This is a genomic window from Wocania ichthyoenteri Th78, assembly GCF_000789235.1.
In the GTDB taxonomy this organism is placed as follows: domain Bacteria; phylum Bacteroidota; class Bacteroidia; order Flavobacteriales; family Flavobacteriaceae; genus Wocania_A; species Wocania_A ichthyoenteri.
The window spans coordinates 45,088-70,258 of record NZ_KN525716.1 but is presented as its reverse complement, the minus strand read 5'-3'; the positions used below and the strand labels follow the sequence as shown (position 1 = coordinate 70,258).

Genomic DNA, 25,171 nt, shown 5'->3' with positions numbered 1-25,171 from the left:
TATATTAAGTAAATTTTATTACTTTTCCCCAAACGTTTAAAAAATGATTAAACCCCTTACAAGACACAAAATAGTTATTTTAAGTGTTATAGCTAGTTTGTTTTTAAATTCCTGTGTTACTAAGCAAGATATTGTATATTTTCAGAATGCAAAAGACTTTGAAACTATAGTAGACACAGATACTTTTACAGCAAAATTAAAGGTTGGAGACATATTAAGCATATATATATCCGTTTTAACAGCTACTACTGACGATGGCAATATTATTGATCCTGCAAAACCTTATAACATTGTAAGACAAGGAGGCGGTGGAGGTGGTGCTAGCTTTATAGATTATCTTATTGATGTAGATGGAAACATCGATTTTCCTGTTTTGGGAAAAATAAAACTATTAGGGCTAACAGTAGAAGAAGCTAAAGCATTAATTAAGAAAAAATTCTCTGAGGGAAGATTACTAAAAGACCCAGTAGTTATTGTGCGTGTTTTAAACTTTAGAATTACTATTGACGGTGAAGTTAGATCTCCAGGTGTTTATCCAGTGTCTGGAGAAAGAATATCAATTCTTGAAGCGTTAGGTATGGCTGGAGGCTTAACCATAAAAGGTAGAAGAGATAACGTTACAATAATTAGAGATTTTAATGGAACAAAAACAATTTCTAGAATAGATTTAACTACAAAAGAGGTTTTTAATTCTCCTGTATATTATTTAACTCAAAATGATATTGTTTATGTTGAACCAAATAATTCTGCAATAAGTAGTGCGTCAGGCGATACCAGAATAGGAACCATTATTAGTATTACTTCTTTTATTCTAACAACTGCGCTAATATTTGTAACTAGAAATTAGAATTAATAATGACTTCAAACCAAAATAATTTATCGAATAACTCTGAAGATTTTAATTTTAATCTCAAGAAAACACTATCTGTATATTTAAAGCAATGGAAATGGTTTGTTTTAAGCTTAATAATATGTTTAGGATTAGCTTATGTAAATTTAAGATATACTACCCCTAAGTATTTAGCTGTAGCCAAAATAATGCTTTTAGACGATAAAGATAATTCCTCGGCAGGAGCTTTAAAAGATTTATCCATTTTTTCTGAAAAAGAAGACGCCATGGTTGAAGATGAAATACAGGTAATAAAGTCTAGAAGTTTTCTTAGAAATATTGTAAAAGAACTAAACCTAAACGTTAGATATTATGTAAAGGGTAGAATATACGAATCAGAATTATACAAAAACACTCCTGTAGTTGTCAACTTTATTGAATCTGACTCTATTATTAATAACACAAATTTTAATTTTCATGTAGAAATTCTTTCCGCTACAAATTTTAATTATCGTATTAATGAAAATAACGAACCTAAAAAGTATGCTTTTGGTGAAACAATTCCTACTTCTTTTGGGGGTATTATTGTAACTCCGAAAAATGAAAATATTGAAAACAGCATAGGTAGTTTTATTAGAATAAATATTATAAAGGCAGAATATTTAGCAGAATCTCTTAAAGACAGAATTTCTATTGCACCAACCAATAAATCTTCTAAGGTAGTTCAAGTAAGTTTAGTAGATCCTGTTATAGAAAAAGCCAAAGACATAGTAAACACATTGATACATGAATACAATGATTTTACTATTCAAAATAAAAATGAAAGATCAAAAAATACAGCAAATTTTATTAATGAACGTGTTGAGTTAATAGCTTCTGACTTGGTAAATGTTGATGATAGTATTGTGCGGTTTAAAACTGGAAATAAAATTACAGATGTAGCGTCTGAAGCTGGACAGTTTTTAAACTCAAGTGTAGCTAATGAGCAACAACTAGACGCTGTTAAAATGCAATTAAGCCAATTAAGTTATGTTAAAGAAACTCTTGGCGATGAGAGCGCAAAATATAGTGCTATTCCATCAAATTTAGGGTCTGGCGACCCAGCAATTAGTGGGTTGTCTGCTAGATATAATCAATTACTTGAAAGAAGAAGAGCACTTTTAAAAAGTGCTGGTGAGCAAAACCCTATAGTATTACAATTAGATCAAACAATAGCAAGTGTTAGACAAGACCTCCAGCAAAGTATTAATAATTCTAGTAAGTCTTTAAGAATTCAAGTAGGAAGTTTAGAAAGTCAATCCAGACGAATCAATTCTAAAATATTTTCTGTTCCAGGACAAGAGCGTAAACTAAGGTCAATTGAACGCTCTCGAGGCATAAAAGAATCATTATATCTATACCTATTAGAAAAAAGAGAAGAAGCTACAATTTCTTTAACAGCTACTTCACCTAGCGCTAAAATAATTGATGAGGCCTATAATAGTGCAGGAGGGCCTATTTCTCCAAACAAGCAAATCGCTTATGCTGGAGCAATATTTTTAGGGCTACTAATACCATTCATGTTTTTCTATGTTAAGAATCTTTTAGATACCAAAATTCATAACAAAGAAGATTTAGAAAAAGAAATTAAAAACATTACTGTTTTAGGTGAGATACCAAAAGTAAAAGGTAATAATGTTTTAGTACAAAGAAATGACCGCTCTATTTTATCAGAGTCATTTAGGATTATACGAACAAACTTTGATTATATAAAACGAACAAGAAAAGTAGAAAATTATGATAATGTAATTTTTGTTACTTCAACTATTAACGGTGAAGGAAAATCTTTTTTTAGTATGAATATGGCATTAACACTAGCTAATACAGATAAAAGAGTATTATTAATTGGTGCAGATATTAGAAATCCTAAACTACTTTTAGATCTTGATAATCAAAAGAAACAAGATTTAGCAAAAATAGGATTAACAGAATACTTAGTTGATAAATCTGTAATTGTTGGTGAGGCTATAAATACTTTTGAGATTAATGGTAATAAAATTGATATTTTGTTATCTGGAAAAGTCCCACCAAATCCAGCAGAATTATTAATGAGTGATAGAATGAAGCCTCTTTTTGATAAAGTATCTGAGCAATATGATTATGTAATTGTTGATACTGCACCATCAATGTTAGTAACCGATACATTATTGTTTAGTCAATATGCAGGACATACTATTTATATGACACGTGCAGATTACACAGAAACACGTATTTTAAATTTTGCCAAAGAATTACATGCTGAAAACAAACTTAACGGAATGATGCTTGTCGTTAACGATGTTAGACAGTCAAATTTTGGGTATGGTGCAAAATATGGGTATTACGGATCTAAAGAAAAGAAAGGTTTTTTCAGAAAACGTGCTTAAATAACCGAAAACGTATTACAAGTGTTTTTAATAATAGCAGGAAGCTTTCTAATTAAATTCTTATTAAGAATTAAATTAGAAAGCTTTTTAATATGTATACCATTATGTACATCAGTCGCCACAAAATCGACCAATTGTTCTTCAATTAAATAATTTGCTGCTTTCTCTACATTTTTTCCGTAATGGTCACTTAATGATAGTAGATTAAGTTGAAAAAAACACCCTAACTGTTTTAACTTTTTATAATAATCTTTTGTATTATGATAAAAAGAATAACGTTCTGGATGCGCCAATATAGGCAAGTATCCTTTCGTTTTAATTTTAAAGATTATTTCCTCTAAGTTAATTGGTGGTTGAAAATAAGACATCTCAATTAACAAATAATTACCTTTAAGTGTAAATAATTCTTGCCTATCTAGTTGCTTTTGGAAATTGTCGTCTAGCATATACTCCGCAGCGGGATTAATTGTGATTTCTGAAAGTATTTTAGAATCTAAAGCACCTAATAGGTTTTGATAAGCATCACCAATAGTTTCATCAGTATTTGGATAGAAATCTTGCATTACATGGGGGGTAGGCATAAATTGCTTAACGCCTAATGCTTGCATGCCTTTAATTAAATCTATCGATTCTGAAGTGTTTTTTGCACCATCATCTATTCCTGGTAAAATATGAGAATGCATATCTACAAAATTTTCTAATAAATCTTTAAGGAATACTTTCTTAGAAAAAAAATGAAACATTATTTAAGTAGGTTAGTTAAAAAGAGTTTATTCCTCTTCGTCATCAAAAATAGTGGGTTCAATCGTATTATCAACCACAACATTACCTAAATCGTTAAGTTCAATATTATCACTATCAAAATTAGTCATCGTGTAATGCAATTTGCTACTTACTTTAACCAAATAAATAGCATCGGGTGTTTTAATTTCAATGGCTTCAATAGTCTCATTTCTATGATTATCAAAAGTGATAATATCATCATCTCCGTAACCATCAGGAAATTTCTCAGTTAACAGATTTAAAACTTCAGGAGTTAGTTTTTTATAATCAACTATAATTCTTTGCATAATAAAAATTTTGGTTGATAATTAAATTTAATAGCAATATTTATAAAATTACAAAAAATAATATTTAAGTCGCATAAAATTTAAAAGCATTAATTATAATGACATCATCAACTAAACAGTCTATTTCTGGACTACCAATATTTTTAAGAAGCACAAAATTTATGTTACCATGATTGTTTTTCTTATCGTATTTTAATAACTCTATAATGTTTTGATACTCGCTTTTATCAATACTTACTTTTTCATAATAACTTAAAAATAAGGCTTTAATTTCTTCAGTAGTTTTTTTTGGAAAACCCGTTAATTCTGAGGATATGTAGCAAGCTAAAATCATTCCTATAATAATAGCTTCTCCATGCAATAAATCTTTTTTATTTGGATTGCTTAAAAAATAAGATTCTATGGCATGACCAAGAGTATGTCCAAAATTTAATGTCTTTCTAAGTCCATCTTCAAAAGGATCTTCTTCAACTACATTTTTTTTGATAATAACAGATTCATAAATTAATTCATCTAAATCTTCTAATGATAATTTAGGTAATTCTTTAAATTTATTCCAATAATTTTCATCTCTAATTAACCCATGTTTTAGCATTTCTGCTAGACCAGATCGCATTTGATTTTGCGGTAATGTCTCTAAAAATGTAGTATCAATAAGCACTAAATTTGGTGTGCTAATTACACCAATTTGGTTTTTTAAGTGCCCTAAATCAACACCCGTTTTACCTCCAACAGAAGCATCTACCATAGATAATAAAGAGGTAGGTACATTTATATAAGCAATTCCTCTTTTAAATGTAGAAGCTACAAACCCACCCAAATCTGTAATTACACCGCCACCAACATTTATTAGTAAACTTTTTCTATCGGCATCTAATTCAGAAAGGGTATTCCATACACCAGAGCAGGTTTCTATCGTTTTATTTTCTTCTCCAGATTCAATTTCAATAATTTCTATAACAACATTGGTTTCTAGTTTTGCTAAAAAATTTGGTAAGCAAAATTGATGGGTATTCTCATCAACTAAAATAAAGATTTTAGAAAAACTATTTGATTTAAGATGCTCATTTAATGAAGTGTAACAAGCACTATTAAAATGAATTATAGAATCATTTGCAGTAATCGATTTCATAAAAAATATCACTATTAATTTAAGCAGTGAAATTAAGGAGTTTTTATATAAAATGATAACTAAGTCTTAATTATATTTGTGGAAAATTTTATAAATAATGGAAAAAACTGGCTCTATTTTTGAAAATACCGAAATAGCGTTTGCACTTAAAAGCGACTCTGAATTAGAACGCGCATATTTTTTATTTAAAATGATTTCTATTGAGCCTTTGGTTAGAATAGGAACAGCTGCAACTAACTTTGCAATAAAAGCGCATTTACCTATTGAAGGGCTTATTCGTTCTACAGTTTTTGATCATTTCTGTGGTGGTGTCAATGAAGAAGATTGCTTACCTGTTATTGATAAAATGTATGAAAAAGGCGTAAGCTCTGTTTTAGATTACTCAGTAGAAGGGAAAGAAAATGAGGCTGAATTTGACGGAGCAATGCGAGTGATTCTTAAAATTATAGATTTTGCTAAAACCATTGATGCACTTCCTATTGCGGTATTTAAGCCTACAGGTTTTGGACGTTTTTATTTATATGAAAAGTTAGGAAAAGGAGAGCCTTTAACCGAAAAGGAACAAGAAGAATGGGATAGAGTAGTGAATAGGTTTGATATCGTTTGTAAAAAATCTAAAGAAAATGATATTGCTATATTAATTGACGCCGAAGAAAGTTGGATGCAAGATGCTGCGGATAAATTGATAACAAAAATGATGCGAAAGTATAATACAGAAAAACCTATTGTGTTCAATACTTTGCAAATGTATAGACATGATAGACTAGATTTTTTAAAACAGCAGCATCAATTAGCTAAGGCAGAAGGCTTTTACTTGGGGTATAAATTAGTACGTGGTGCTTATATGGAAAAAGAGAATGATCGTGCTGAAGAAAAAGGATATGTATCGCCTATTTGTGTGAATAAAAAAGCAACCGACATTAATTTTGATGAAGGTTTAAAATATGTTTTAGACAACTTAAATGAAATAGCTTTATTTGCTGGCACACATAATGAAGAAAGTTCGTATTTGTTAATGCAGTTAATGCAAGAAAGAGGCTTAGAAAACAACGATTCGCGTGTTTGGTTTGGACAGCTTTATGGAATGAGCGATCATATTAGTTACAATTTAGCATACAAAGGTTATAATGTAGCTAAGTACATGCCTTTTGGTCCTGTAAGGGATGTTATGCCATACTTAATTAGAAGGGCAGAAGAAAACACATCGGTTGCTGGACAAACAAGTAGAGAGCTTAATTTATTAGCCAAAGAGAAAAAACGCAGGAAACAAAAATAATTACACATACTTTCTAAGTATTGTTTTTATTTCTTGAGGAGAATAATAAGGCGTAATGTTCAATAACTCATCAAAATTTAGAGTTTTTGTTGATTTATCGCTATTACTTTTTATATGCATTATGTCTTTATGCTTTGTTGATACTAGTGTCTCATCATTAGAAATTATATCCTCGTGTAATTTTTCACCAGGGCGAACTTCGGTGATTTTAATATTTATATCTTCATTATAAAATGTAATTAAAGTTTTAGCTAGATCTATTATCTTTATGGGTTTACCCATATTAAAAGTGAAAATTGAGTTTTCAAAATTTTCAAAATTCGTAATTTCTAATATTAAGTTACACGCTTTATGCTTGCAAATAAAATAACGAGATATATTTTTATTAGTAACAGTTAATGGCTTACCTGCATTAATTTGATTTATAAATAAAGGAACAACCGATCCGTTAGAACCAAATATATTTCCAAAACGAGTGATGATAAATTTAGTTTTTTCTTCATTATTCAAATTCAATAAGTAGAGTTCTGCAATACGTTTTGTCATTCCCATGGCATTAATTGGGTTAACCGCTTTATCTGTAGATATAAAAATAAATTTTTTAACATCATGCAAAATTGATAGATCCGCTAGTAGCTTAGTGCCAATTATATTAAGTTTTAAAGCTTCATAAGGATTCGATTCCATTAATGGGACATGTTTGTAAGCTGCCGTATGAAAAATTAGAGTGGGTTTATAGGTTTTAAAAAGAAAGTCTAGAGATTCTTTTTCGGTTATATTTAGTAAAATAAATTCTACGTTATTAGTTTTATATTCTAATTCCTTTTGAAGTTCGTATAGCGGAGATTCAGCAATATCAACTAAAATCAGATTTTTATAATTGCAATGTAAAAGTTGTTTTGTAAGCTCACTGCCAATTGAACCTGCGGCACCAGTAATTAGTATAATTTCATTTAAAAAATCTAAATTAGGGTATCTTTTTTTCGAATTACCTTTTAAATGAAGTAAACCCGAATCATTAATTAATTGCTGGATATGATTTGAGGCAGATGTATTCATTAGTTATCAACTTCAGTAAAATGTAGGTTTTAATAGATAAATTACATTCGCAAAGTATGAATAATTACCTTTTGAAGCAAATAGCTACTAAAACTATCCTACTTTGTAATAACCTTTAGTACCGTCATAAAAATGAGTTTTAAATCAAAAAAGAAATTTCGTTTTTCAATATACATTTTATTGAATTTTAACTTGTCGGGAACAATAGTAGAGGTATAGAACTCTTCAGGATTTTCGGCGGCTTTTAAAAGCTCCACTTCGTTTCTGTATTTTAATGAAGCAAGTCCTGTAATACCAGGTCTAACACGAAAAATTTTCATATCATCTTCACTATAAAAATTCACATAATAGCGTAGCTCTGGTCTTGGACCAACAAAACTCATATCGCCTTTTAAGATATTTATAAGCTGAGGAAATTCATCAATTTTATAACGTCTTAAAAAATAGCCAATTTTAGTTATACGAGAATCATTATTACCTAAAGTTAATAAGCCTTTATTTTCAGACTTAACATGCATTGTTCTAAATTTAAAAATGTTAAAATTAATATTATTTTTACCAACACGATTTTGAATAAATAGAATAGGTCCTTTTGAGTCTAACTTAATTAAAACAGCAATTAAAATAAGAATAGGAGCGAGGAGTAATAATCCAATACATGAAAAAACTAAATCGAAAATCCGTTTTATCATTCTATTTTAAAGTTTGTAATGGTAGCAATACTGTCGCAATTTTCTACAGTTAGCGTAATTTCCTTTTTATTATAATCACCTTCTATTACATAAACACCGCAAGGTTTTTGGCGCGTATTACTTTCAGAAAAATTAATATCACCTTCTTTTAAAACATATCGCATTGCTATAGTATCGATTACTATATCATTACTATATTTTATAGTTTTTGAATTGATGTTTTTTAAGACTCTAGCATCTGGACCATAATCGCAAGACACTTTTTTGCCGTTTAGAAAGAAAGCTAAAATAATTAATCCTAATGAGAACCCTCCCAAATAATACCCAATACGCTGTATTAATTTCATATACTATAAATAACTTTTAACAAGGAATGTTGACTTAAAAAATTAGCAAGTTAATATCGCTATAATTTAAATCGAACCATTCACCAACAGGTTTGCTGGTTAAAATTCCGTGGTAAAAATACAACCCATTTTTTAAACCTCTATCAAATCTAAGAGAATTTTCAATACCGCCTTCTTCTGCTATTTTTAACAAATAAGGAGTAAAAATATTACTTATTGAAACTGAAGCAGTTCGTGAGTATTTAGCAGGTATGTTAGGTACACAATAATGTACTACATTATGTTTTATAAATGTTGGTTTTTTATGTGTAGTAACTTCACTAGTTTCAAAGCACCCCCCCATATCTATACTCACATCTATAATAACAGCGCCTTTTTTCATGTGTTGTACCATAGCTTCAGACACTACAATTGGTGATCTGTTTTTTCCGCGAACAGCACCAATGGCAACATCACAACGTTTTAAAGCTTTTGTTAAATTTTTTGGTTGTAATGTCGATGTAAAAAGTGGTCGACCAAGATTGGTTTGAATACTTCTTAATTTAGTAATAGAATTATCGAATATTTTTACATTGGCACCTAAGCCTATTGCACTTCTAGCTGCAAATTCGCCAACAGTACCTGCACCAAGAATAACTACTTCAACTGGAGGAACTCCACTAATATTACCAAACATTAACCCATTTCCATCCTTACTGTTTGACAATAATTCTGCTGCAATTAAAGTTGAAGCTGTACCAGCAATTTCGCTTAACGACCTAACTGCTGGATATGTACCATCTGCATCTCTAATAAATTCAAAAGCAAGTGCTGTAATACGTTTTGATGCCAAGGCTTCAAAATATTTTTTTTCTTGAGTTTTAAGCTGTAATGCAGATATTAATATGGCTTGTGGGTTTAATAGCTTTATTTGTTCTAAACTTGGTGGTTCTACTTTTAAAATCATTGGGCAGGAAAAAACTTTTGCAGTATCTTTTGTTATTTCTGCTCCAGCTTCACTGTAATCTTTATCACTAAAATTTGCGCCTTCACCTGCTCCAGATTCCAATAAAACTTTATGTCCGTTATAAACAAGAGCAGATACAGCATCTGGCGTTAAGCAAACTCTTTTTTCTTGATAAGCTGTTTCTTTTGGGATTCCAATAAAAAGTTCTCCTTTACGTTTGTTTATTTCAAGCATTTCTTCTTGTGGTAAAAGTTGCTGCTTTGTAAAAGGTGACAAAGATTTAGACATGTTTTGGTGTGTTAAAAAAAATCAAATTACGAATAAATTTCTGATTGTTTTATATTGTTAACGAAATTATTTTTAACACATACAAACGGCAAGTTTTAGATGAAATGCTGTTTTACACTGTTTTTTTCTAAGATAAATATTATAAGTTTGTGTTTTAGTTGAATTATGATTATAAAACCTATTCATTACCTATTATTTATTTTTTCTATATCGTGCTTCTCGCAAGAATTTAGAGTAACTGGATATGTAAAAGATGCTAATAATAATCCGATTGCTTATGCTAACGTGATAATAACTAAAAATGCTGAAGGGTTTAATGGAATTGCAAACGGAACATCTACAGACGAAAAAGGTTATTTTATAATTGAAAATTTACAAACAGGAAATTACACTTTTAAAGTAAGTTTTTTAGGTTACACTACTTACAATGTTACTATTGAATTAAATAAGCACACTAAGCTAGACACAATTGTTTTAGAGGAAAATTTAGAAGCACTAGATGGCGTTACTATAGTAGCAAAACGGCCAACAGTAAAAAGACTTGTTGATCGTTTAGTTTTTAATGTTGAAAATTCTACCTTATCAAATGGTAATGTTTTAGATGTTTTAAAGCATACTCCTGGAGTATTAGTTCATGACAACAATATTACAGTAAAAAACTCAACACCAATAATTTATATAAATGATAGAAGAATTCATTTATCTTCTAACGAAATTCAACAGCTTTTAGAAGGCACATCGTCTTCTAATGTAAAGTCTATTGAGGTTATTACAAACCCACCAGCAAAATACGAAGCTGAAGGAGGATCTATACTTAATATCGTGACTAGTAAAAATATTGTTTCGGGTTATAACGGCAGTGTTTTTGGTAATTATAAACAAGGCTCAGAATTCCCAAAGTATTCTTTTGGCACTAGTCATTTCTTTAAGACAAAAAAATTAAACACCTATGTAAATTATAGTATAAATCCTAGAAAGGATTATAGAAGCAATGTTGAATTTATCAATTTCATAGATAATAACCAAGTATTATCTAGATGGGAAAGTTTTTCTTCGAGAGCTCGTGATAATGCTAATCAAAATATCAATGCTAATATAAACTATGAATTGGATAAACATAATAGTTTGGGGTTTTCAACAAATATGTTGATTTCTCCAAGAAATAATACAAAAACAGACGAAATATCTGAAACCCATGTTTTTGGAGTTAATAAAATTTTAGATTCTATATTTAAAACTGATAATAAATTAAGAGATGAAACTTTTAATTTTGCATTTACCTTAGATTACATACATAAGTTTAAAAAGGAAGGAGAAAAACTATCTATTAGTACACATCATACTAATTATGATTTTTCTAGCTTTCAAAATGTAAATACTGATTATTTGTTTGCAGATGCATCTTTAATTAGAAATAATAGATTTCAAACATTTTCTAGCCAGTTTATTAAATTGTATACTGGACAAGTAGATTATGAATTACCTATTAATAATTCTGTACAATTTGATGCAGGGTTGAAGGTCTCTAATATTAATTCCGAAAGCATATTAAATCAGTTTAATTTTATAAACGATGTAAAAACTGAAGATTTAGAGAACTCTGACGCCTTTTTATATGATGAAACCAATTATGCTTTGTATTCAAGTTTTTCAAAAGATTGGAGCAAATGGAGTTTAAAAACTGGGTTACGAGTAGAATATACCGATATAAAAGGAAATTCTTTGTCTACTGATAAAATTAATAATGATCATTATGCAAAAATTTTTCCATCTATCTATTTGATTAATCGAATAAACGATAACAATGAAATTTATTTTAATTATAAAAGGAGAATAAATAGACCTCGATATAGTCAATTGAATCCTTTTAAATATTTTTTAAATGACAATGCTTACATTATTGGCAATCCAAATTTAAAGCCTCGGATAGACGATGTGCTTACTTTAGGTTATACTTTTAACAAAGATTTTTCTTTAGAATTATATTACCGTTTTGAGAAAAATCCAGCATTAGAAATGGTCTTTCAAGACAATATGAATAACATATTAAAATATATTAATACTAATATTGATAAGAGTGTATCATATGGGCTAGACTTTATGACGTATACAAATATTTCATCAAACTGGAGTTTATATGCTTTATCATCTATATACTATTTAGATGAGCAATTCTTTGCTTTGGAAAGTAATAGTGAGTTAAGAAGTAATGATAGATGGGCTATATATACTCAATTAATTAATTATTTCACTTTTTTAAAAGATAAAAGTTTAATAGCTGACATGTCCTTCATTTATACTTCTTTAGATGCTCAAGGCGCCTCAATTGTTAGTGAAAGATTTGGAGTAGATTTTAATATTAAAAAAACGATTTTAGATAGTAAAATTTCATTGAGTTTGGGAGTAACGGATATTTTTAATGGCCTGAACTACACAAAAAAAACTAAATATTTAAATCAAGATATATTTAGAAAAACTACACAAGAAAATAGGTTATTAACTTTTGGCTTTAACTATAAATTTGGAAATTCTAAATTACAAAATAACAGTAAAGAGATAGATTTAATAGAAAGAGACAGGCTGAAAAGTAATTAAAAATACTGTTTAATCCTATCCCAAAAGTTTTTTGGAGATATTTTAAATTCGTTTTCTAACTCTTCCAAACTTTTATTTGCTTCATTGATTTTGTTAAACATTTTTGCACGTAATAAATAAACTGATGGGATAATGATGGCCATAATAGGAATCATATAAAACAATTGAAACTCATCAACGTAATTTACATCATCATTAAATATAATGAATAGTTGATATAGGTACATGGTAATGGGTACTAATAAGGTGTGATACCACCAATGTCTACACGTAAAGAACCATATAAAGATTAAAAGCAAAGGTATTAATTTGCTAAAAACAAAATACATAGCATTGTTAGCGCTACCAAAATAACCGCTATTATAAGTAAATAAAAAAGTGTCCCAAACTTTTGTGTCTGGAACACTTTCGTGTAAATAATAAAGATAAGGCGAAATAGCTATAATAGTAGCTATTACACTTCCTAATAAAAGATTTTTCTTATCTTTTTGAAGGAAGTTTTGCGTCTCTTTCGATAAATGCTGTTTGTTGTTCATTTAGGTTATATTGTGTCGCAGCTTGTGCCAAAAACAACATACCTCCGAAAATTGCTATTGCAATTAAGTACTTTTTAGTTTTCATTTTATAAGGGATTTAAATTAATTAATTACCCAAATGTAACTAAAGAGTATTTTGAAGAAACTGCTTAAATGTTAAAATTATGTTAAAAACAGTGTTTTTTAAAATTTAGGCTACGGGTTTTCCGTAAAACTTCAAAATTTGGAGCATTTTATGTTATATTTTATGCAAACTTATTGCTTATATTAGGGTTACACTTATTTATTCAATTTTAAAATTCTATCATTTTCAGAGCTTAATTCTATATTAATTACATCAAAAGGCTCGAATAAAATAGATTCAATTTTTTCTGGCCATTCAATTAATTTCCAATGCTCAGAATCCAAATAGTCTTCAATTCCAAAATTATATACTTCTTCAATATGATTAATTCTATATAAATCAAAATGATAAATCAGAACATTTTCAGTTTCATATTCATTCACAATTGAAAACGTAGGACTACTTACTTCATCCATACTACCTAATTCTTTTACTATGGCTTTAATAAGTGTAGTTTTGCCAACCCCCATATTGCCATAGAATAATAAAGTTTTACTAGTTGCATGTTTAATTAATTGTTTTGCAACGTCTTCAACTTCACTTAATTCATAATTAATTTTCAATTTCAAAATAAAATTTAAGCAATATTAATAATAATATTTGATAAAACCTAAGAAAAAACGTATTTCATCGATGTTTTTTGCGTTACGTGGATTTATTTAGGATTTAAAACCACAAAAGGAATAATCATTTCTTCTAACGAAACACCACCATGTTGATACGTGTTTCTAAAATAACTTACGTAATGGTTGTAGTTATTCGGATAAGCAAAAAACAAATCACTTTTTGCAAAAATATATGAGCTACTCATCGTTATAGATGGTAAATGCACCTCTTTTGGGTTTTTAGCTACAAGTACATCTTTACTATCGTAAGTCAAGCTTCTACCAGTTTTATAACGAAGATTTAAACTTGTATCTCTATCGCCTACTACTTTCGATGGATTTTTCACATTAATAGTACCATGGTCAGTAGTTAACATTAACTTAAAGCCAAGTTGATGCGCAAGCTGAATCATTTCTAATAATGGTGAGTTTTTAAACCAGCTTAAAGCCAGAGACCTATATGCTTTATCGTTTGATGCTAGCTCTTTAACCACTTCCATTTCAGTTTTTGAATGCGATAGCATATCAACAAAATTATACACAACTACTGTTAAGTCATTGTTTTTTAAAGAGTTGAAATTTTCGACAAGTTTTTTTCCAGTTTTTAGATTTGTTATTTTATGATATTCATAATCTAAATTATTTAATCCTAATCGTTTCATTTGGCTTTGTAAAAACTCTGCTTCATAAAGGTTTTTCCCACCTTCATCTGTGTCGTTTTTCCAATACTGCGGAAATAGCTTTTCCATATCGCTTGGCATTAGCCCAGAAAAAATAGCATTTCTTGCATATTGCGTTGCTGTTGGTAGAATGCTGAAAAAAGCATCTTCTGTCTCTTTTTTATAATAGTTATTAATAATAGGTTCAAAAACCTTCCATTGGTCGTAACGTAAATTATCTATAACTACGAGCAGTGTTGGTTGCTCTTTACTTAGTTCTGGAGCAATTTTTTCTTTAAATAGGGTATGAGACATTATTGGTGCATCTGTATGAGGCTCAAACCAATTCGCATAATTTTTATCTATAAATTTTCCAAACTGTATATTGGCTTCGTTTTTTTGAGATTCTAAAATCTCAAACATACCTGCATCTTCTATGTCTTCTAACTGAATTTCCCAATAAATCAATTTTTGGTAAAGACTTACCCATTCTTCATAAGAATTCACCATAGATAAATCCATAGCTATTTTTCTAAATTCTTGTTGATAGTTAGAAGTTGTTTTTTCTGATACTAATCTAGAGTGATCTAAATTCTTTTTTAAGCTTAATAATATTTGGTTTGGGTTTACTGGCTTTATCAAATAATCTGCTATTTTATTACCAATAGCTTCTTCCATTATATATTCTTCTTCACTTTTAGTAATCATTACTACGGGAAGATTATCTTGCTTTTCTTTAATTTCATTTAAGGTTTCAAGGCCAGTTAATCCAGGCATATTTTCATCTAAAAAAACAATATCAAACTTTGTGTCGTCCAAAATATCAATAGCTTCAGTACCACTATTGCAGGTGGTAACTTTATAGTTTTTCTTTTCTAAAAATAAAATATGTGGCTTTAGTAAATCAATTTCATCATCAACCCAAAGTATATTTATCATATTTAATTATTATTAATGTGTTTCATTTTAAATGTCCATTATGGACCTCATTAGTTATATTTGTAAATATTTAATGCAAAAAATTTAAAGTTTGAACAAACTTAAAATATTAAACGACCCAATTTACGGTTTTATTACCATACCAAATTCACTAATTTTTGATTTAATACAGCATAAGTACTTTCAGCGTTTGCGCAGAATTACACAAATGGGTATGTCCTATTTAGTATATCCTGGTGCTCATCATACTCGATTTCACCACGCTATTGGTTGCGTACACTTAATGCAGCAAGCGGTTAATGTACTTCGTTTTAAAGGAGTTACAATTACGAATGAAGAAGAGGAAGCGCTTTATGCTGCTATTTTATTGCACGATATTGGGCATGGTCCTTTCTCGCATGCTATGGAACATAGTATTGTAAATAATGTATCTCACGAGCAAATTTCGTTGCTTTTTATGGAGCGTTTAAACGAAGAATTTAACTCAAATTTAACGCTAGCTATTAAAATTTTTAAAGGCGAATATCACAGGAGTTTTATGTGTCAGTTAATTTCTGGGCAATTAGATATGGATAGAGCCGATTATTTAAAACGTGATAGCTTTTACACTGGAGTTGCGGAAGGTAATATAAATAGCGAGCGTTTAATTACCATGCTAAATGTGGTTAATGATGAATTAGTTGTTGAAGAAAAAGGTATTTATAGTGTTGAAAAATTTATTATAGCCAGACGACTTATGTATTGGCAAGTGTATTTGCATAAAACTGGTTTGGTAGCAGAACAATTGCTTATTAGAGTTTTAAAACGAGCCAAAGAGTTAACAAATTTAGGATTGAATTTGAATGCTAGCAAGCCACTTCAGTACTTTTTATGTCATGAAATTTCTATAGAAAACTTTAATAAAGAAACATTAAACATATTCTCTGAGTTAGATGATTACGATATTATTTCGGCAATGAAAGCATGGCAAAATCATGATGATTTTGTATTGAGTAATTTATGTGAAATGATTATTAATAGAAATCTACTAAAAATCAAAATGAAAAATAAGCTAATTAAAAAAGATAAGCTTGAAAAGCATATTGAAAAACTAATTAAAACTTATAACATTTCTAAAAAAGAAGCTGAATATTTTGTGTTTACTGACAGTATTTCAAATCAAGCCTATCAAATAAAACATCAAAATATTAATATCCTGCATAAGTCTGGTAAAATTGAAGACATCGTTAAAGCATCAGACCAATTAAATCTTAAAGCTTTGTCAAAACCAGTTACTAAATATTATATGTGCTATCCTAAAGAAAAACTATAGAATGATATTTATATAAATATACATATAGCAATAAAAAGCAATAGAGTAGTTGTACATGAAAAACTTTAGTACATTTTTCCTATTTTTGCGGTAATCAAAAAACAACAAATATTAAAGTGTGAAATTTACAGCACAACAAATATCAGATATATTAGAAGGCGAAGTAGTTGGCAACCCAAATATTGAAGTATCAAAACTATCAAAGATAGAAGAAGGTACAGAGGGCTCTTTAACATTTCTTGCAAATCCAAAATACACACCATATATATATTCAACAAAGGCATCTATCGTCATTGTAAATAAGGTGTTTACTCCAGAAATAGATATTAAAGTAACACTTATAAGAGTGGAAGATGCCTATAAGTCTTTTTCTAAGTTATTGGAATATTACAATCAAATAAAAAATAATAAAACAGGTATAGAAAGTCCAGTTTTTGTATCTGACTCTTCAAGATATGGCGACGATGTATATATAGGGGCATTCTCGTATATTGGAGATAACGTGCATATTGGCAACAATGTAAAAATTCATCCTCATGCCTATATTGGTGATAATGTTGTTATAGATGATAACTCTGTAATATTTCCAGGAGCAAAAATTTATTCAGATTGTATTATTGGTAAGTATTGTGTTATTCATTCTGGAGCTATTATTGGTGCAGATGGTTTTGGTTTTGCGCCAAATAAAAAAGGAGAATACACTAAAGTACCACAAATAGGAAATGTAATTATTGAAGATTATGTAGACATTGGTGCTGCTACCACAATAGACAGAGCAACATTAGGCTCAACAATTATAAGAAAAGGTGTTAAATTAGATAACCATATTCAAATAGCACATAATGTTGAGATTGGTAAAAACACAGTAATTGCCGCTCAAACAGGAGTTGCAGGCTCTACTAAAATAGGAGAAAATTGCCAAATAGGAGGTCAAGTAGGTATAGTTGGACATATTAATATAGGTAATAATGTTAAAATACAAGCACAATCTGGTATTGGTAGAAATGTAAAGGATAATGAAGTGCTACAAGGTTCTCCAGCTTTACCTTATGGAGATTATAATAAATCTTATGTACACTTTAAAAACCTACCAAAAATTGTTAAAGATATTAATGATTTAGAAAAAAATAAATGGGAATAGTAAATACAGAAATAAAACAAAAAACCTTAAAGAACGAGGTGTCCTTAACAGGAGTTGGTTTACATACAGGTAAAAATGTAACCTTAACATTTAAACCAGCAACCGCTAATACTGGTTTAGCCTTTAAAAGAATTGATTTAGAAGGCGCGCCAATTATAGAGGCAGATGCAAATTATGTAACTAATACACAGCGTGGCACTTGTCTAGAAAAGAATGGTGTAACTATACAAACTTCAGAGCATGTACTAGCTGCTTTAATAGGTTTAGATGTTGATAATGCCATTATTGAATTAAACGAATCTGAACCTCCAATTATGGATGGGTCTTCAAAGTTTTTTGTAGAAGCTATAGAAAAAGCAGAAGTTGTAGAATTAGATGCCTTTAGAGATGAATTTGTTATTACAGATGTTATTTCTTATACAGATGAAGAATCTGGGAGTGAAATTTTAGTGATGCCTTCAAAAGAATACCAAATAACAACTATGGTAGATTTTGGCACTAAGGTTTTAGGAACACAAAATGCAACTTTAAATCAGATATCAGATTTTAAAAAGGACATTTCAGATTCACGAACATTTAGTTTTTTACATGAAATTGAAATGTTATTAGAACATGGTTTAATAAAAGGTGGTGATTTAAACAATGCTATAGTTTATGTAGATAAAGAATTATCTCCAGAAACTATGAAAAAATTAAGAATAGCATTCAAAAAAGATAATATAGCAGTTAAGCCCAATGGTATTTTAGACAATCTTACTTTACACCATCCTAATGAAGCTGCAAGACATAAATTACTAGATGTTTTAGGAGATTTAGCTCTTATTGGTACTAGAATAAGAGGAAAAGTAATAGCCAATAAACCGGGGCATTTTGTTAATACTCAGTTTGCAAAAAAGCTATCTAAAATTATTAAAAACGAACGTCGTAATAATGTACCAAATATAGATTTGAATCAATCACCTTTAATGGATATTACTCAAATCATGGCAATGCTTCCACACAGGCAACCATTTTTGCTTATAGATAAAGTTTTCGAACTCTCTGATAGCCATGTTATAGCCACTAAAAATGTGACTATGAACGAAGAGTTTTTTAAAGGTCATTTTCCTGGGGCTCCTGTAATGCCTGGGGTTTTAATAGTTGAAGCTATGGCGCAAACTGGAGGTGTTCTAGTTTTAAACACCGTACCAGATCCTGAAAATTATTTGACATTTTTTATGAAAATGGACAATGTTAAATTTAAACAAAAAGTTGTTCCAGGCGATACGCTAATATTCAAATGCTCATTAATAACACCTATACGTCGTGGTATTTGTCATATGCAGGGTTATGCTTATTCTAATGGTAAGCTATGTGCAGAAGCTGAACTAATGGCTCAAATATCAAAAGTTAAATAACTATGAACCGAGCAACCATCACATATTTGTTTTATTGAAAAGCCTTAAATTGCGAACACATTTTTACCATTAAAAATAAAATTTCAAAATGAATCAACCACTTGCTTACGTGCACCCAGGTGCTAAAATTGCTAAAAATGTTGTTATAGAGCCTTTTACCACTATACATAATAATGTAAAGATAGGAGAAGGAACATGGATTGGTAGTAATGTTACCATTATGGAAGGTGCTCGCATTGGTAAAAATTGCAATATTTTTCCAGGATCAGTAATATCTGCTGTACCACAAGATTTAAAATATAATGAAGAAGATACTACGGTTGAGATAGGAGATAATGTTACTATTCGAGAATGTGTTACCATAAATAGAGGTACAGCGGACAGAATGAAAACAGTTATTGGAAATAATTGTTTAATCATGGCGTATTGCCATATTGCTCACGATTGTATTGTCGGAAATAATTGTATTTTCTCAAATAATAGTACGCTTGCAGGTCATATAACTATAGGAGATTATGTTGTTTTAGCAGGTATGACGGCAGTTCATCAATTTGTATCTATAGGAAATCATGCTTTTGTAACTGGTGGTTCTCTAGTTAGAAAAGATGTGCCTCCTTATGTAAAAGCTGCAAGAGAACCATTATCGTATGTTGGTATTAATTCTGTTGGATTAAGACGACGCGGTTACTCAACAGAAAAAATTAGAGAAATTCAGAATATATTCCGAATACTTTATCAAAAAAATTATAATAATACCCAAGCCTCTGAGATTATTGAAGCAGAAATGGAAGCTACTCCAGAGCGCGACGAAATCCTTCAATTTATAAAAAACTCGCATCGCGGTATTATGAAAGGATATTTCAAATCAAATTAATTCGAGTTTAATAAAAGTAATAACAAAAATAGCTTTACAGCTAAAAAGACTTAACAACAAACAACAAAATGGCAAGTACATCAGATATTAGAAACGGATTATGTATTAAGTATAATAATGACATCTATAAAATAATTGAATTTTTACACGTAAAACCTGGAAAGGGACCAGCATTTGTACGTACTAAAATGAAAAGTGTAACAAATGGGAAAGTGCTAGATAATACGTTTTCAGCAGGGCATAAATTAGAAGATGTTCGTGTTGAAACCCATAAATTTCAATATCTATATAATGATGGGGAGTTTTACCATTTTATGAACGAAGCAGATTACACACAAATTAGATTATTAGAAGCTGCTTTAGATAATCCAGGTTTAATGAAAGAAGGTGAAGTAGTAACTGTTTTAATAAACACTGAAGATAACATGCCGCTATCTGTAGATTTACCAGCAAGTGTTATTTTAGAAGTAACAGCTACCGAACCCGGTGTTAAAGGAAATACTGCTACAAACGCCACTAAACCAGCTACAGTTGAAACAGGAGCAGAGGTTAATGTGCCTTTATTTATAAATGAAGGTGATAAAATAAAAATTGAAACTGATAAAGGGACTTATAAAGAACGTGTGAAGGAATAATGAAATTCTCTAAAGCACATACACTTAAAAATATTGCTGAATTAATTAATTCTGAATTTATTGGAGCTGATGATTTTCCTGTTTTGGGTATGAATGAAATTCATGTGGTAGAATCTGGAGACATTGTTTTTGTCGATCACCCTAAATATTATGATAAAGCTTTAGAATCAAAAGCTACTATTGTATTAATCAATAAAAAAGTTGATTGTCCCGAAGGAAAAGCATTGCTTATTAGCGATGACCCGTTTAGAGATTTTAATAAACTAACCAATTATTTTAATCCGTTTCAATCTTCAAATAGTCAAATATCAACTACTGCAAAAATCGGAAAAAATACTATAATTCAGCCGAATTGTTTCATAGGGAATCACGTCGAAATTGGCGACGATTGTATCATTCATTCCAATGTTAGTATCTATGACAATGCCATTATTGGCAATCATGTCGAAATTCATTCAGGCTCAGTTTTAGGAGCCAGTGCATTCTATTATAAAAATAGACCTTCAGGATTTGATCAATTAAAATCCGGAGGACGTGTAGTTATTGAAAACAACGTAGATATTGGTGCTGCTTGTACTATTGATAGAGGTGTAACTGCAGATACAACTATTAAGGAAGGCACAAAAATAGATAATCAAGTTCAAATTGGTCACGATACCGTTATTGGTAAAAAATGTTTAATAGCATCACAAGTTGGTATTGCAGGTTGTGTTGTTATTGAAGATGAAGTAACTATTTGGGGGCAAGTAGGTATTACTAGCGGCATTACCATTGGAGCAAAAGCAGTAATTTCAGCAAAAGCAGGAGTAAGCAAATCATTAGAAGGAGGTAAAAGTTATTTTGGAATTCCAGCAGATGACTTCCGTACAAAATATAAAGAAATAGCTTCTATTAGAAAGATTCCAGAGTTATTAGAAAAATTAAAACAGCTGGATAAATAAAAAACCATTTTTACTTTAAAGTTTTAATACAAAAAATTACTTTTGCCTAGTAATATAAACAAATACAAATAATCTCTTATGAGTGTTTTAGTAAATAAAGATTCAAAAATAATTGTTCAAGGATTTACCGGTAGTGAAGGTACATTTCACGCTAGTCAAATGATAGAATACGGAACCAATGTTGTTGGTGGTGTAACTCCAGGTAAAGGTGGGCAGACACATTTAGAAAGACCTGTTTTTAATACTGTGCAAGAAGCAGTAGAAAAAGCTGGAGCAGACACAACCATTATTTTTGTTCCGCCAGCATTTGCTGCCGATGCTATTATGGAAGCTGCAGATGCAGGGATTAAAGTGATTATTACAATTACAGAAGGTATTCCTGTTGCAGATATGATTACGGCTTCAAATTATATAAAAAATAAAGACTGTAGATTAATTGGCCCAAATTGCCCCGGTGTTATTACTCCAGGTGAAGCTAAAGTTGGAATTATGCCAGGGTTTGTATTTAAAAAAGGAAAAGTTGGTATTGTTTCAAAGTCGGGAACATTAACTTACGAAGCCGCAGATCAAGTTGTGAAGCAAGGCTTAGGAATTACTACAGCTATAGGTATTGGAGGTGATCCAATTATAGGAACAACAACTAAAGAAGCTGTTGAATTACTAATCAACGATCCAGAAACTGAAGCAGTTGTTATGATTGGTGAAATTGGCGGACAATTAGAAGCTGATGCAGCAAACTGGTATAAAGCTAGTGGAAGCAAAAAACCAATTGTAGGTTTTATTGCTGGAGAAACTGCTCCTGCAGGACGAACTATGGGGCATGCAGGTGCTATTGTTGGTGGTAGCGATGATACAGCGCAAGCTAAAAAGAAAATTATGAGAGCTTGTGGTATACATGTTGTTAATTCTCCAGCCGAAATAGGAAAGAAAATAGCCGAAGTTTTAGACTAACTAATAATAAATCATTAAGCTTTTAGTTTGGATGCTAATTAATTAGATTAATTAAGTATTTAATATTAAGAAAGCGAGAACTCTAAGTTAAGAGTTCTCGCTTTTTATTTTACCTAAATTTCTATATACACAAAAATGTACGAATTAATTTTGTATTTTGTAATACTTTTTATATATTCGTATTTCTTCCTATTAACAATTATAACGTTTAAGATTTTCTGTATAAAAATACAGGTGTTTTGTTTATTCAAAATAAAACGGCCTCTTGGTACTCTAATTCTTAAATTAAAAATTTTTGAAAGCATTTTTTTAAATAAAATAATTGTTCAACTAAATCCATTTAAAGTAAAATGAGTTATAATAATTTTAACACTAATCCTAGTAAAAAATACATAGGACCAGAGTTTGAAGAATATTGTATAGCTGAGGCTAGTTATCTTCCAGCTAGTAGAGATAGAACATCGTGCATTAAATGTCCTCTAAGCAGTCTTTGTATACCTGGATTTGAAGAACAAGTTAAAAGAATTCAATGTGGAGAAAACCCTAGCTTAACCGAAGGGTGTAATTTCGTGCCAGAAAGATTAACCTCTGAAAACCTCTTTAATGGTTTAACTGATGAGCAAATAAATTTCGTTAAAAAGCATATTTCTAACATTTAAAACCAAATATTATGGAAAATGATGTATCAAAAACGCAACTAGTTATTAAAAAATTATTAGCTAAAAAATCAGATTTAGTAAGTAAGCAACAATTAGAAGCAAAAAAACAATTGTCAAAAAAAGCAGATTTAGTTAATTAGTAACTATTAGCTTTAAAATTGCACATAGGCCTTTTATTTAGAAGCCTAACTCTCTCTCTCATATTATATACCGGGATTACAATATATTTAAGAACAACCTTTTGATTTTAATATTGGATTATTAATAGCTAATCTAATATTAAAAATAAGGGTATTGATAGTAAGTTATGGAATAATCCCAAAATCCTTAAGCATTAGGGCGCAATAACTCAAAAGCGGAAAGATGAGTAATCATTAAATTAATTAACTATGTCAAACAATAAAGAAGAACTTGTTGTAAAGGTTAAACCTGGAACAAAAGTTCGTATTGTAGAATCAGTAAAAGATGAAGATTTAAAACAACGAGATTTTCATGTTACAGTACCACAATCCTTAAAAATTTCTGTTAGCAGAGTTCAAGGAAAAGGATTTGAAGGAAGTCCATCTACAATTACTATGTGTGGATAATTTAACCTTTTTTAAAGAGCTTAAAATCCTAATTTTAAAGTTCAATTATAGCTATTTTAAGCTCTTTTTTAATCATTATTAATACTATACAAATGAATAATATAGACTATCCTAGGCTAAGACATTTTACAATGCTTAGTAACGATGATAAAGAATCATTGCGCATAATAGTTGGAAAAGAGCATTTTGATCTAAAAGAATTAGCAGGAGATCGAGCTACGTTTTTAAATATGAAAAGATATTTTGATGGAAGACATTCAATACAAGAAATAAGTTCTGAAACAAATATTTTAAAAGAGGACATAGAGTCTATTGTAGAATCGTTTAGCGATATGGGTATTATTAGAGAGGATAAATCTGAAAGTAAATCAGTTATTCTTAAAGAAGAATTCACTTCAAAAGTATATGACACATGTTTGATGTGGCAAAGACAAATAGGATATCATAAACTTTTCAATCTTCTTAAATCCAAATCTCTTAGAAAAGAAGTGCTTATAGGGTTGCTATTAGAGACCTATCACTATGTAAAATCAGCACCAATACATACAGGAAATGCATTAATACATTGTAAAAATGATCAATGGAAAACCATTTTACTAAACTACTTAGTTGATGAATATAATCATGCCGATTTTTATTTAGATGCCTTAGTAGAATTAGGTGTTTCAAGAGATAAAGTAATTAATGCACACCCGTTAATAGGAACATCCTCTCTTATTAACATGTTAAATGATATAGGAGCCAAAAGTACTTTAGGGTATTTAGCATGTACTAATTTATTTGAAGCTAATAAATTTGATTATGAAAATTCAAAGAAAGTAATGCATAATATTTTTGAGTTGTATGAATTGCCTATTGAAGCAATAAAAGGGCCACTTACACATTTAGAAATGGACATTGAAATGGATCATAACAGTCTTCTTAACGAAGCTTTAGAAGGGATTACACATATGGATAAAGAAGAAGTTAATTACGCCGTTAATTGTGTACATGATCTTAAACATGCTTTTGATCAATTTCATGATCAAATAATAGAATACTATTCTGATATTTCAAACTATATACCTAGATTAAAAGTAGATTACTTTTCGTTGTAACTATTTATTATACTATATGTTATATAAATAAAGTAGGTTAGTACAATACTTATCTCAAATATAATTTTTTAAAAA

The 25,171-nt window shown here is 29.7% G+C and carries 25 protein-coding genes; 15 read left to right on the top strand and 10 right to left on the bottom strand.

Features of this window, described 5'->3' with window-relative positions; genetic code table 11:
* Positions 1 to 43 precede the first annotated feature (43 nt).
* The gene (locus RG22_RS00455) at positions 44 to 847 is read left to right on the top strand and encodes a polysaccharide biosynthesis/export family protein (protein ID WP_034039872.1); all 804 of its coding nucleotides are present in this window, start codon (positions 44 to 46) and stop codon (positions 845 to 847) included.
* Positions 848 to 855: 8 nt separating this feature from the next.
* Positions 856 to 3,234, top strand: coding sequence for a GumC family protein (locus RG22_RS00450; protein ID WP_034039870.1), 2,379 nt, complete (start codon positions 856 to 858; stop codon positions 3,232 to 3,234).
* Here the strand turns inward: RG22_RS00450 and RG22_RS00445 are convergent.
* The 3 genes from RG22_RS00445 to aroB all read right to left on the bottom strand — a co-directional run bounded on the left by RG22_RS00445 (position 3,231) and on the right by aroB (position 5,436).
* Positions 3,231 to 3,977, bottom strand: a complete 747-nt coding sequence (locus RG22_RS00445; RefSeq protein ID WP_034039868.1) for a tyrosine-protein phosphatase — start codon at positions 3,975 to 3,977, stop codon at positions 3,231 to 3,233. The genes RG22_RS00450 and RG22_RS00445 overlap by 4 nt on opposite strands.
* Before the next feature lie 27 nt (positions 3,978 to 4,004).
* Entirely contained in the window at positions 4,005 to 4,304 is a 300-nt protein-coding gene (locus RG22_RS00440; RefSeq protein ID WP_034039867.1) for a hypothetical protein, read from the bottom strand.
* Positions 4,305 to 4,368: 64 nt separating this feature from the next.
* Positions 4,369 to 5,436, bottom strand: coding sequence for a 3-dehydroquinate synthase (gene aroB / locus RG22_RS00435; RefSeq protein ID WP_034039865.1), 1,068 nt, complete (start codon positions 5,434 to 5,436; stop codon positions 4,369 to 4,371).
* 97 nt (positions 5,437 to 5,533) lie between these two features.
* On the opposite strand from aroB, the gene RG22_RS00430 reads away from it, so the two are divergent.
* Positions 5,534 to 6,712 (top strand): proline dehydrogenase family protein, encoded by a 1,179-nt coding sequence (locus tag RG22_RS00430; protein ID WP_034039863.1) that lies wholly within the window; start codon positions 5,534 to 5,536, stop codon positions 6,710 to 6,712.
* On the opposite strand, the gene RG22_RS00425 is transcribed toward RG22_RS00430, so the two are convergent.
* The 4 genes from RG22_RS00425 to RG22_RS00410 all read right to left on the bottom strand — a co-directional run bounded on the left by RG22_RS00425 (position 6,713) and on the right by RG22_RS00410 (position 10,044).
* Positions 6,713 to 7,771 carry an SDR family NAD(P)-dependent oxidoreductase gene (locus tag RG22_RS00425; RefSeq protein WP_052143569.1) on the bottom strand — a complete coding sequence of 353 codons (1,059 nt, stop codon included), beginning with the start codon at positions 7,769 to 7,771 and terminating at the stop codon, positions 6,713 to 6,715.
* A gap of 98 nt (positions 7,772 to 7,869) precedes the next feature.
* Positions 7,870 to 8,463: a sugar transferase gene (locus RG22_RS00420; RefSeq protein ID WP_034039861.1), complete on the bottom strand. Its 594-nt coding sequence runs from the start codon at positions 8,461 to 8,463 to the stop codon at positions 7,870 to 7,872.
* Positions 8,460 to 8,810: a hypothetical protein gene (locus tag RG22_RS00415; protein ID WP_034039859.1), complete on the bottom strand. Its 351-nt coding sequence runs from the start codon at positions 8,808 to 8,810 to the stop codon at positions 8,460 to 8,462. The genes RG22_RS00420 and RG22_RS00415 overlap by 4 nt, the downstream gene beginning before the upstream one ends.
* 34 nt (positions 8,811 to 8,844) lie before the next feature.
* Positions 8,845 to 10,044 carry an alanine dehydrogenase gene (locus RG22_RS00410; protein WP_034039857.1) on the bottom strand — a complete coding sequence of 400 codons (1,200 nt, stop codon included), beginning with the start codon at positions 10,042 to 10,044 and terminating at the stop codon, positions 8,845 to 8,847.
* Positions 10,045 to 10,209: 165 nt separating this feature from the next.
* Between RG22_RS00410 and RG22_RS00405 the strand changes: the two genes are divergently transcribed.
* A complete protein-coding gene (locus RG22_RS00405) occupies positions 10,210 to 12,639 on the top strand; it encodes an outer membrane beta-barrel protein (RefSeq protein WP_052143568.1) in 2,430 nt (809 codons plus the stop codon).
* Here RG22_RS00405 and RG22_RS00400 read toward each other — a convergent pair.
* The 3 genes from RG22_RS00400 to porX all read right to left on the bottom strand — a co-directional run bounded on the left by RG22_RS00400 (position 12,636) and on the right by porX (position 15,502).
* A complete protein-coding gene (locus RG22_RS00400) occupies positions 12,636 to 13,175 on the bottom strand; it encodes a hypothetical protein (RefSeq protein WP_034039855.1) in 540 nt (179 codons plus the stop codon). The two genes, RG22_RS00405 and RG22_RS00400, sit on opposite strands and share 4 nt — an antisense overlap.
* A 279-nt stretch (positions 13,176 to 13,454) precedes the next feature.
* Positions 13,455 to 13,868 (bottom strand): tRNA (adenosine(37)-N6)-threonylcarbamoyltransferase complex ATPase subunit type 1 TsaE, encoded by a 414-nt coding sequence (gene tsaE, locus RG22_RS00395; RefSeq protein WP_338062064.1) that lies wholly within the window; start codon positions 13,866 to 13,868, stop codon positions 13,455 to 13,457.
* Between the two features lie 86 nt (positions 13,869 to 13,954).
* A complete protein-coding gene (gene porX, locus RG22_RS00390) occupies positions 13,955 to 15,502 on the bottom strand; it encodes a T9SS response regulator signal transducer PorX (RefSeq protein ID WP_034039851.1) in 1,548 nt (515 codons plus the stop codon).
* Between the two features lie 91 nt (positions 15,503 to 15,593).
* On the opposite strand from porX, the gene RG22_RS00385 reads away from it, so the two are divergent.
* From RG22_RS00385 to RG22_RS00335, 11 genes are all read left to right on the top strand, one after another.
* The gene (locus RG22_RS00385) at positions 15,594 to 16,814 is read left to right on the top strand and encodes an HD domain-containing protein (RefSeq protein WP_034039849.1); all 1,221 of its coding nucleotides are present in this window, start codon (positions 15,594 to 15,596) and stop codon (positions 16,812 to 16,814) included.
* A gap of 118 nt (positions 16,815 to 16,932) precedes the next feature.
* Positions 16,933 to 17,955 carry a UDP-3-O-(3-hydroxymyristoyl)glucosamine N-acyltransferase gene (lpxD, locus tag RG22_RS00380; RefSeq protein ID WP_034039847.1) on the top strand — a complete coding sequence of 341 codons (1,023 nt, stop codon included), beginning with the start codon at positions 16,933 to 16,935 and terminating at the stop codon, positions 17,953 to 17,955.
* Positions 17,946 to 19,352: a bifunctional UDP-3-O-[3-hydroxymyristoyl] N-acetylglucosamine deacetylase/3-hydroxyacyl-ACP dehydratase gene (locus RG22_RS00375; protein WP_034039845.1), complete on the top strand. Its 1,407-nt coding sequence runs from the start codon at positions 17,946 to 17,948 to the stop codon at positions 19,350 to 19,352. The genes lpxD and RG22_RS00375 overlap by 10 nt, the downstream gene beginning before the upstream one ends.
* 88 nt (positions 19,353 to 19,440) lie before the next feature.
* Positions 19,441 to 20,226, top strand: a complete 786-nt coding sequence (gene lpxA, locus RG22_RS00370; protein WP_034039843.1) for an acyl-ACP--UDP-N-acetylglucosamine O-acyltransferase — start codon at positions 19,441 to 19,443, stop codon at positions 20,224 to 20,226.
* A 68-nt stretch (positions 20,227 to 20,294) separates the two neighbouring features.
* Positions 20,295 to 20,861: an elongation factor P gene (gene efp / locus RG22_RS00365; RefSeq protein WP_034039842.1), complete on the top strand. Its 567-nt coding sequence runs from the start codon at positions 20,295 to 20,297 to the stop codon at positions 20,859 to 20,861.
* A complete protein-coding gene (locus tag RG22_RS00360) occupies positions 20,861 to 21,802 on the top strand; it encodes a UDP-3-O-(3-hydroxymyristoyl)glucosamine N-acyltransferase (protein WP_034039840.1) in 942 nt (313 codons plus the stop codon). Before efp ends, RG22_RS00360 begins: the two co-directional genes overlap by 1 nt.
* Before the next feature lie 78 nt (positions 21,803 to 21,880).
* Positions 21,881 to 22,753 (top strand): succinate--CoA ligase subunit alpha, encoded by an 873-nt coding sequence (gene sucD / locus RG22_RS00355; RefSeq protein ID WP_034039838.1) that lies wholly within the window; start codon positions 21,881 to 21,883, stop codon positions 22,751 to 22,753.
* 350 nt (positions 22,754 to 23,103) lie between these two features.
* Entirely contained in the window at positions 23,104 to 23,412 is a 309-nt protein-coding gene (locus tag RG22_RS00350) for a hypothetical protein (RefSeq protein ID WP_034039836.1), read from the top strand.
* Positions 23,413 to 23,423: 11 nt separating this feature from the next.
* Positions 23,424 to 23,552: a hypothetical protein gene (locus tag RG22_RS18180; protein ID WP_034045552.1), complete on the top strand. Its 129-nt coding sequence runs from the start codon at positions 23,424 to 23,426 to the stop codon at positions 23,550 to 23,552.
* A gap of 249 nt (positions 23,553 to 23,801) precedes the next feature.
* Entirely contained in the window at positions 23,802 to 23,999 is a 198-nt protein-coding gene (locus tag RG22_RS00340; protein WP_034039835.1) for a hypothetical protein, read from the top strand.
* Positions 24,000 to 24,091: 92 nt separating this feature from the next.
* Positions 24,092 to 25,096 (top strand): thiaminase II/PqqC family protein, encoded by a 1,005-nt coding sequence (locus RG22_RS00335; RefSeq protein ID WP_034039833.1) that lies wholly within the window; start codon positions 24,092 to 24,094, stop codon positions 25,094 to 25,096.
* Positions 25,097 to 25,171: the final 75 nt, after the last annotated feature.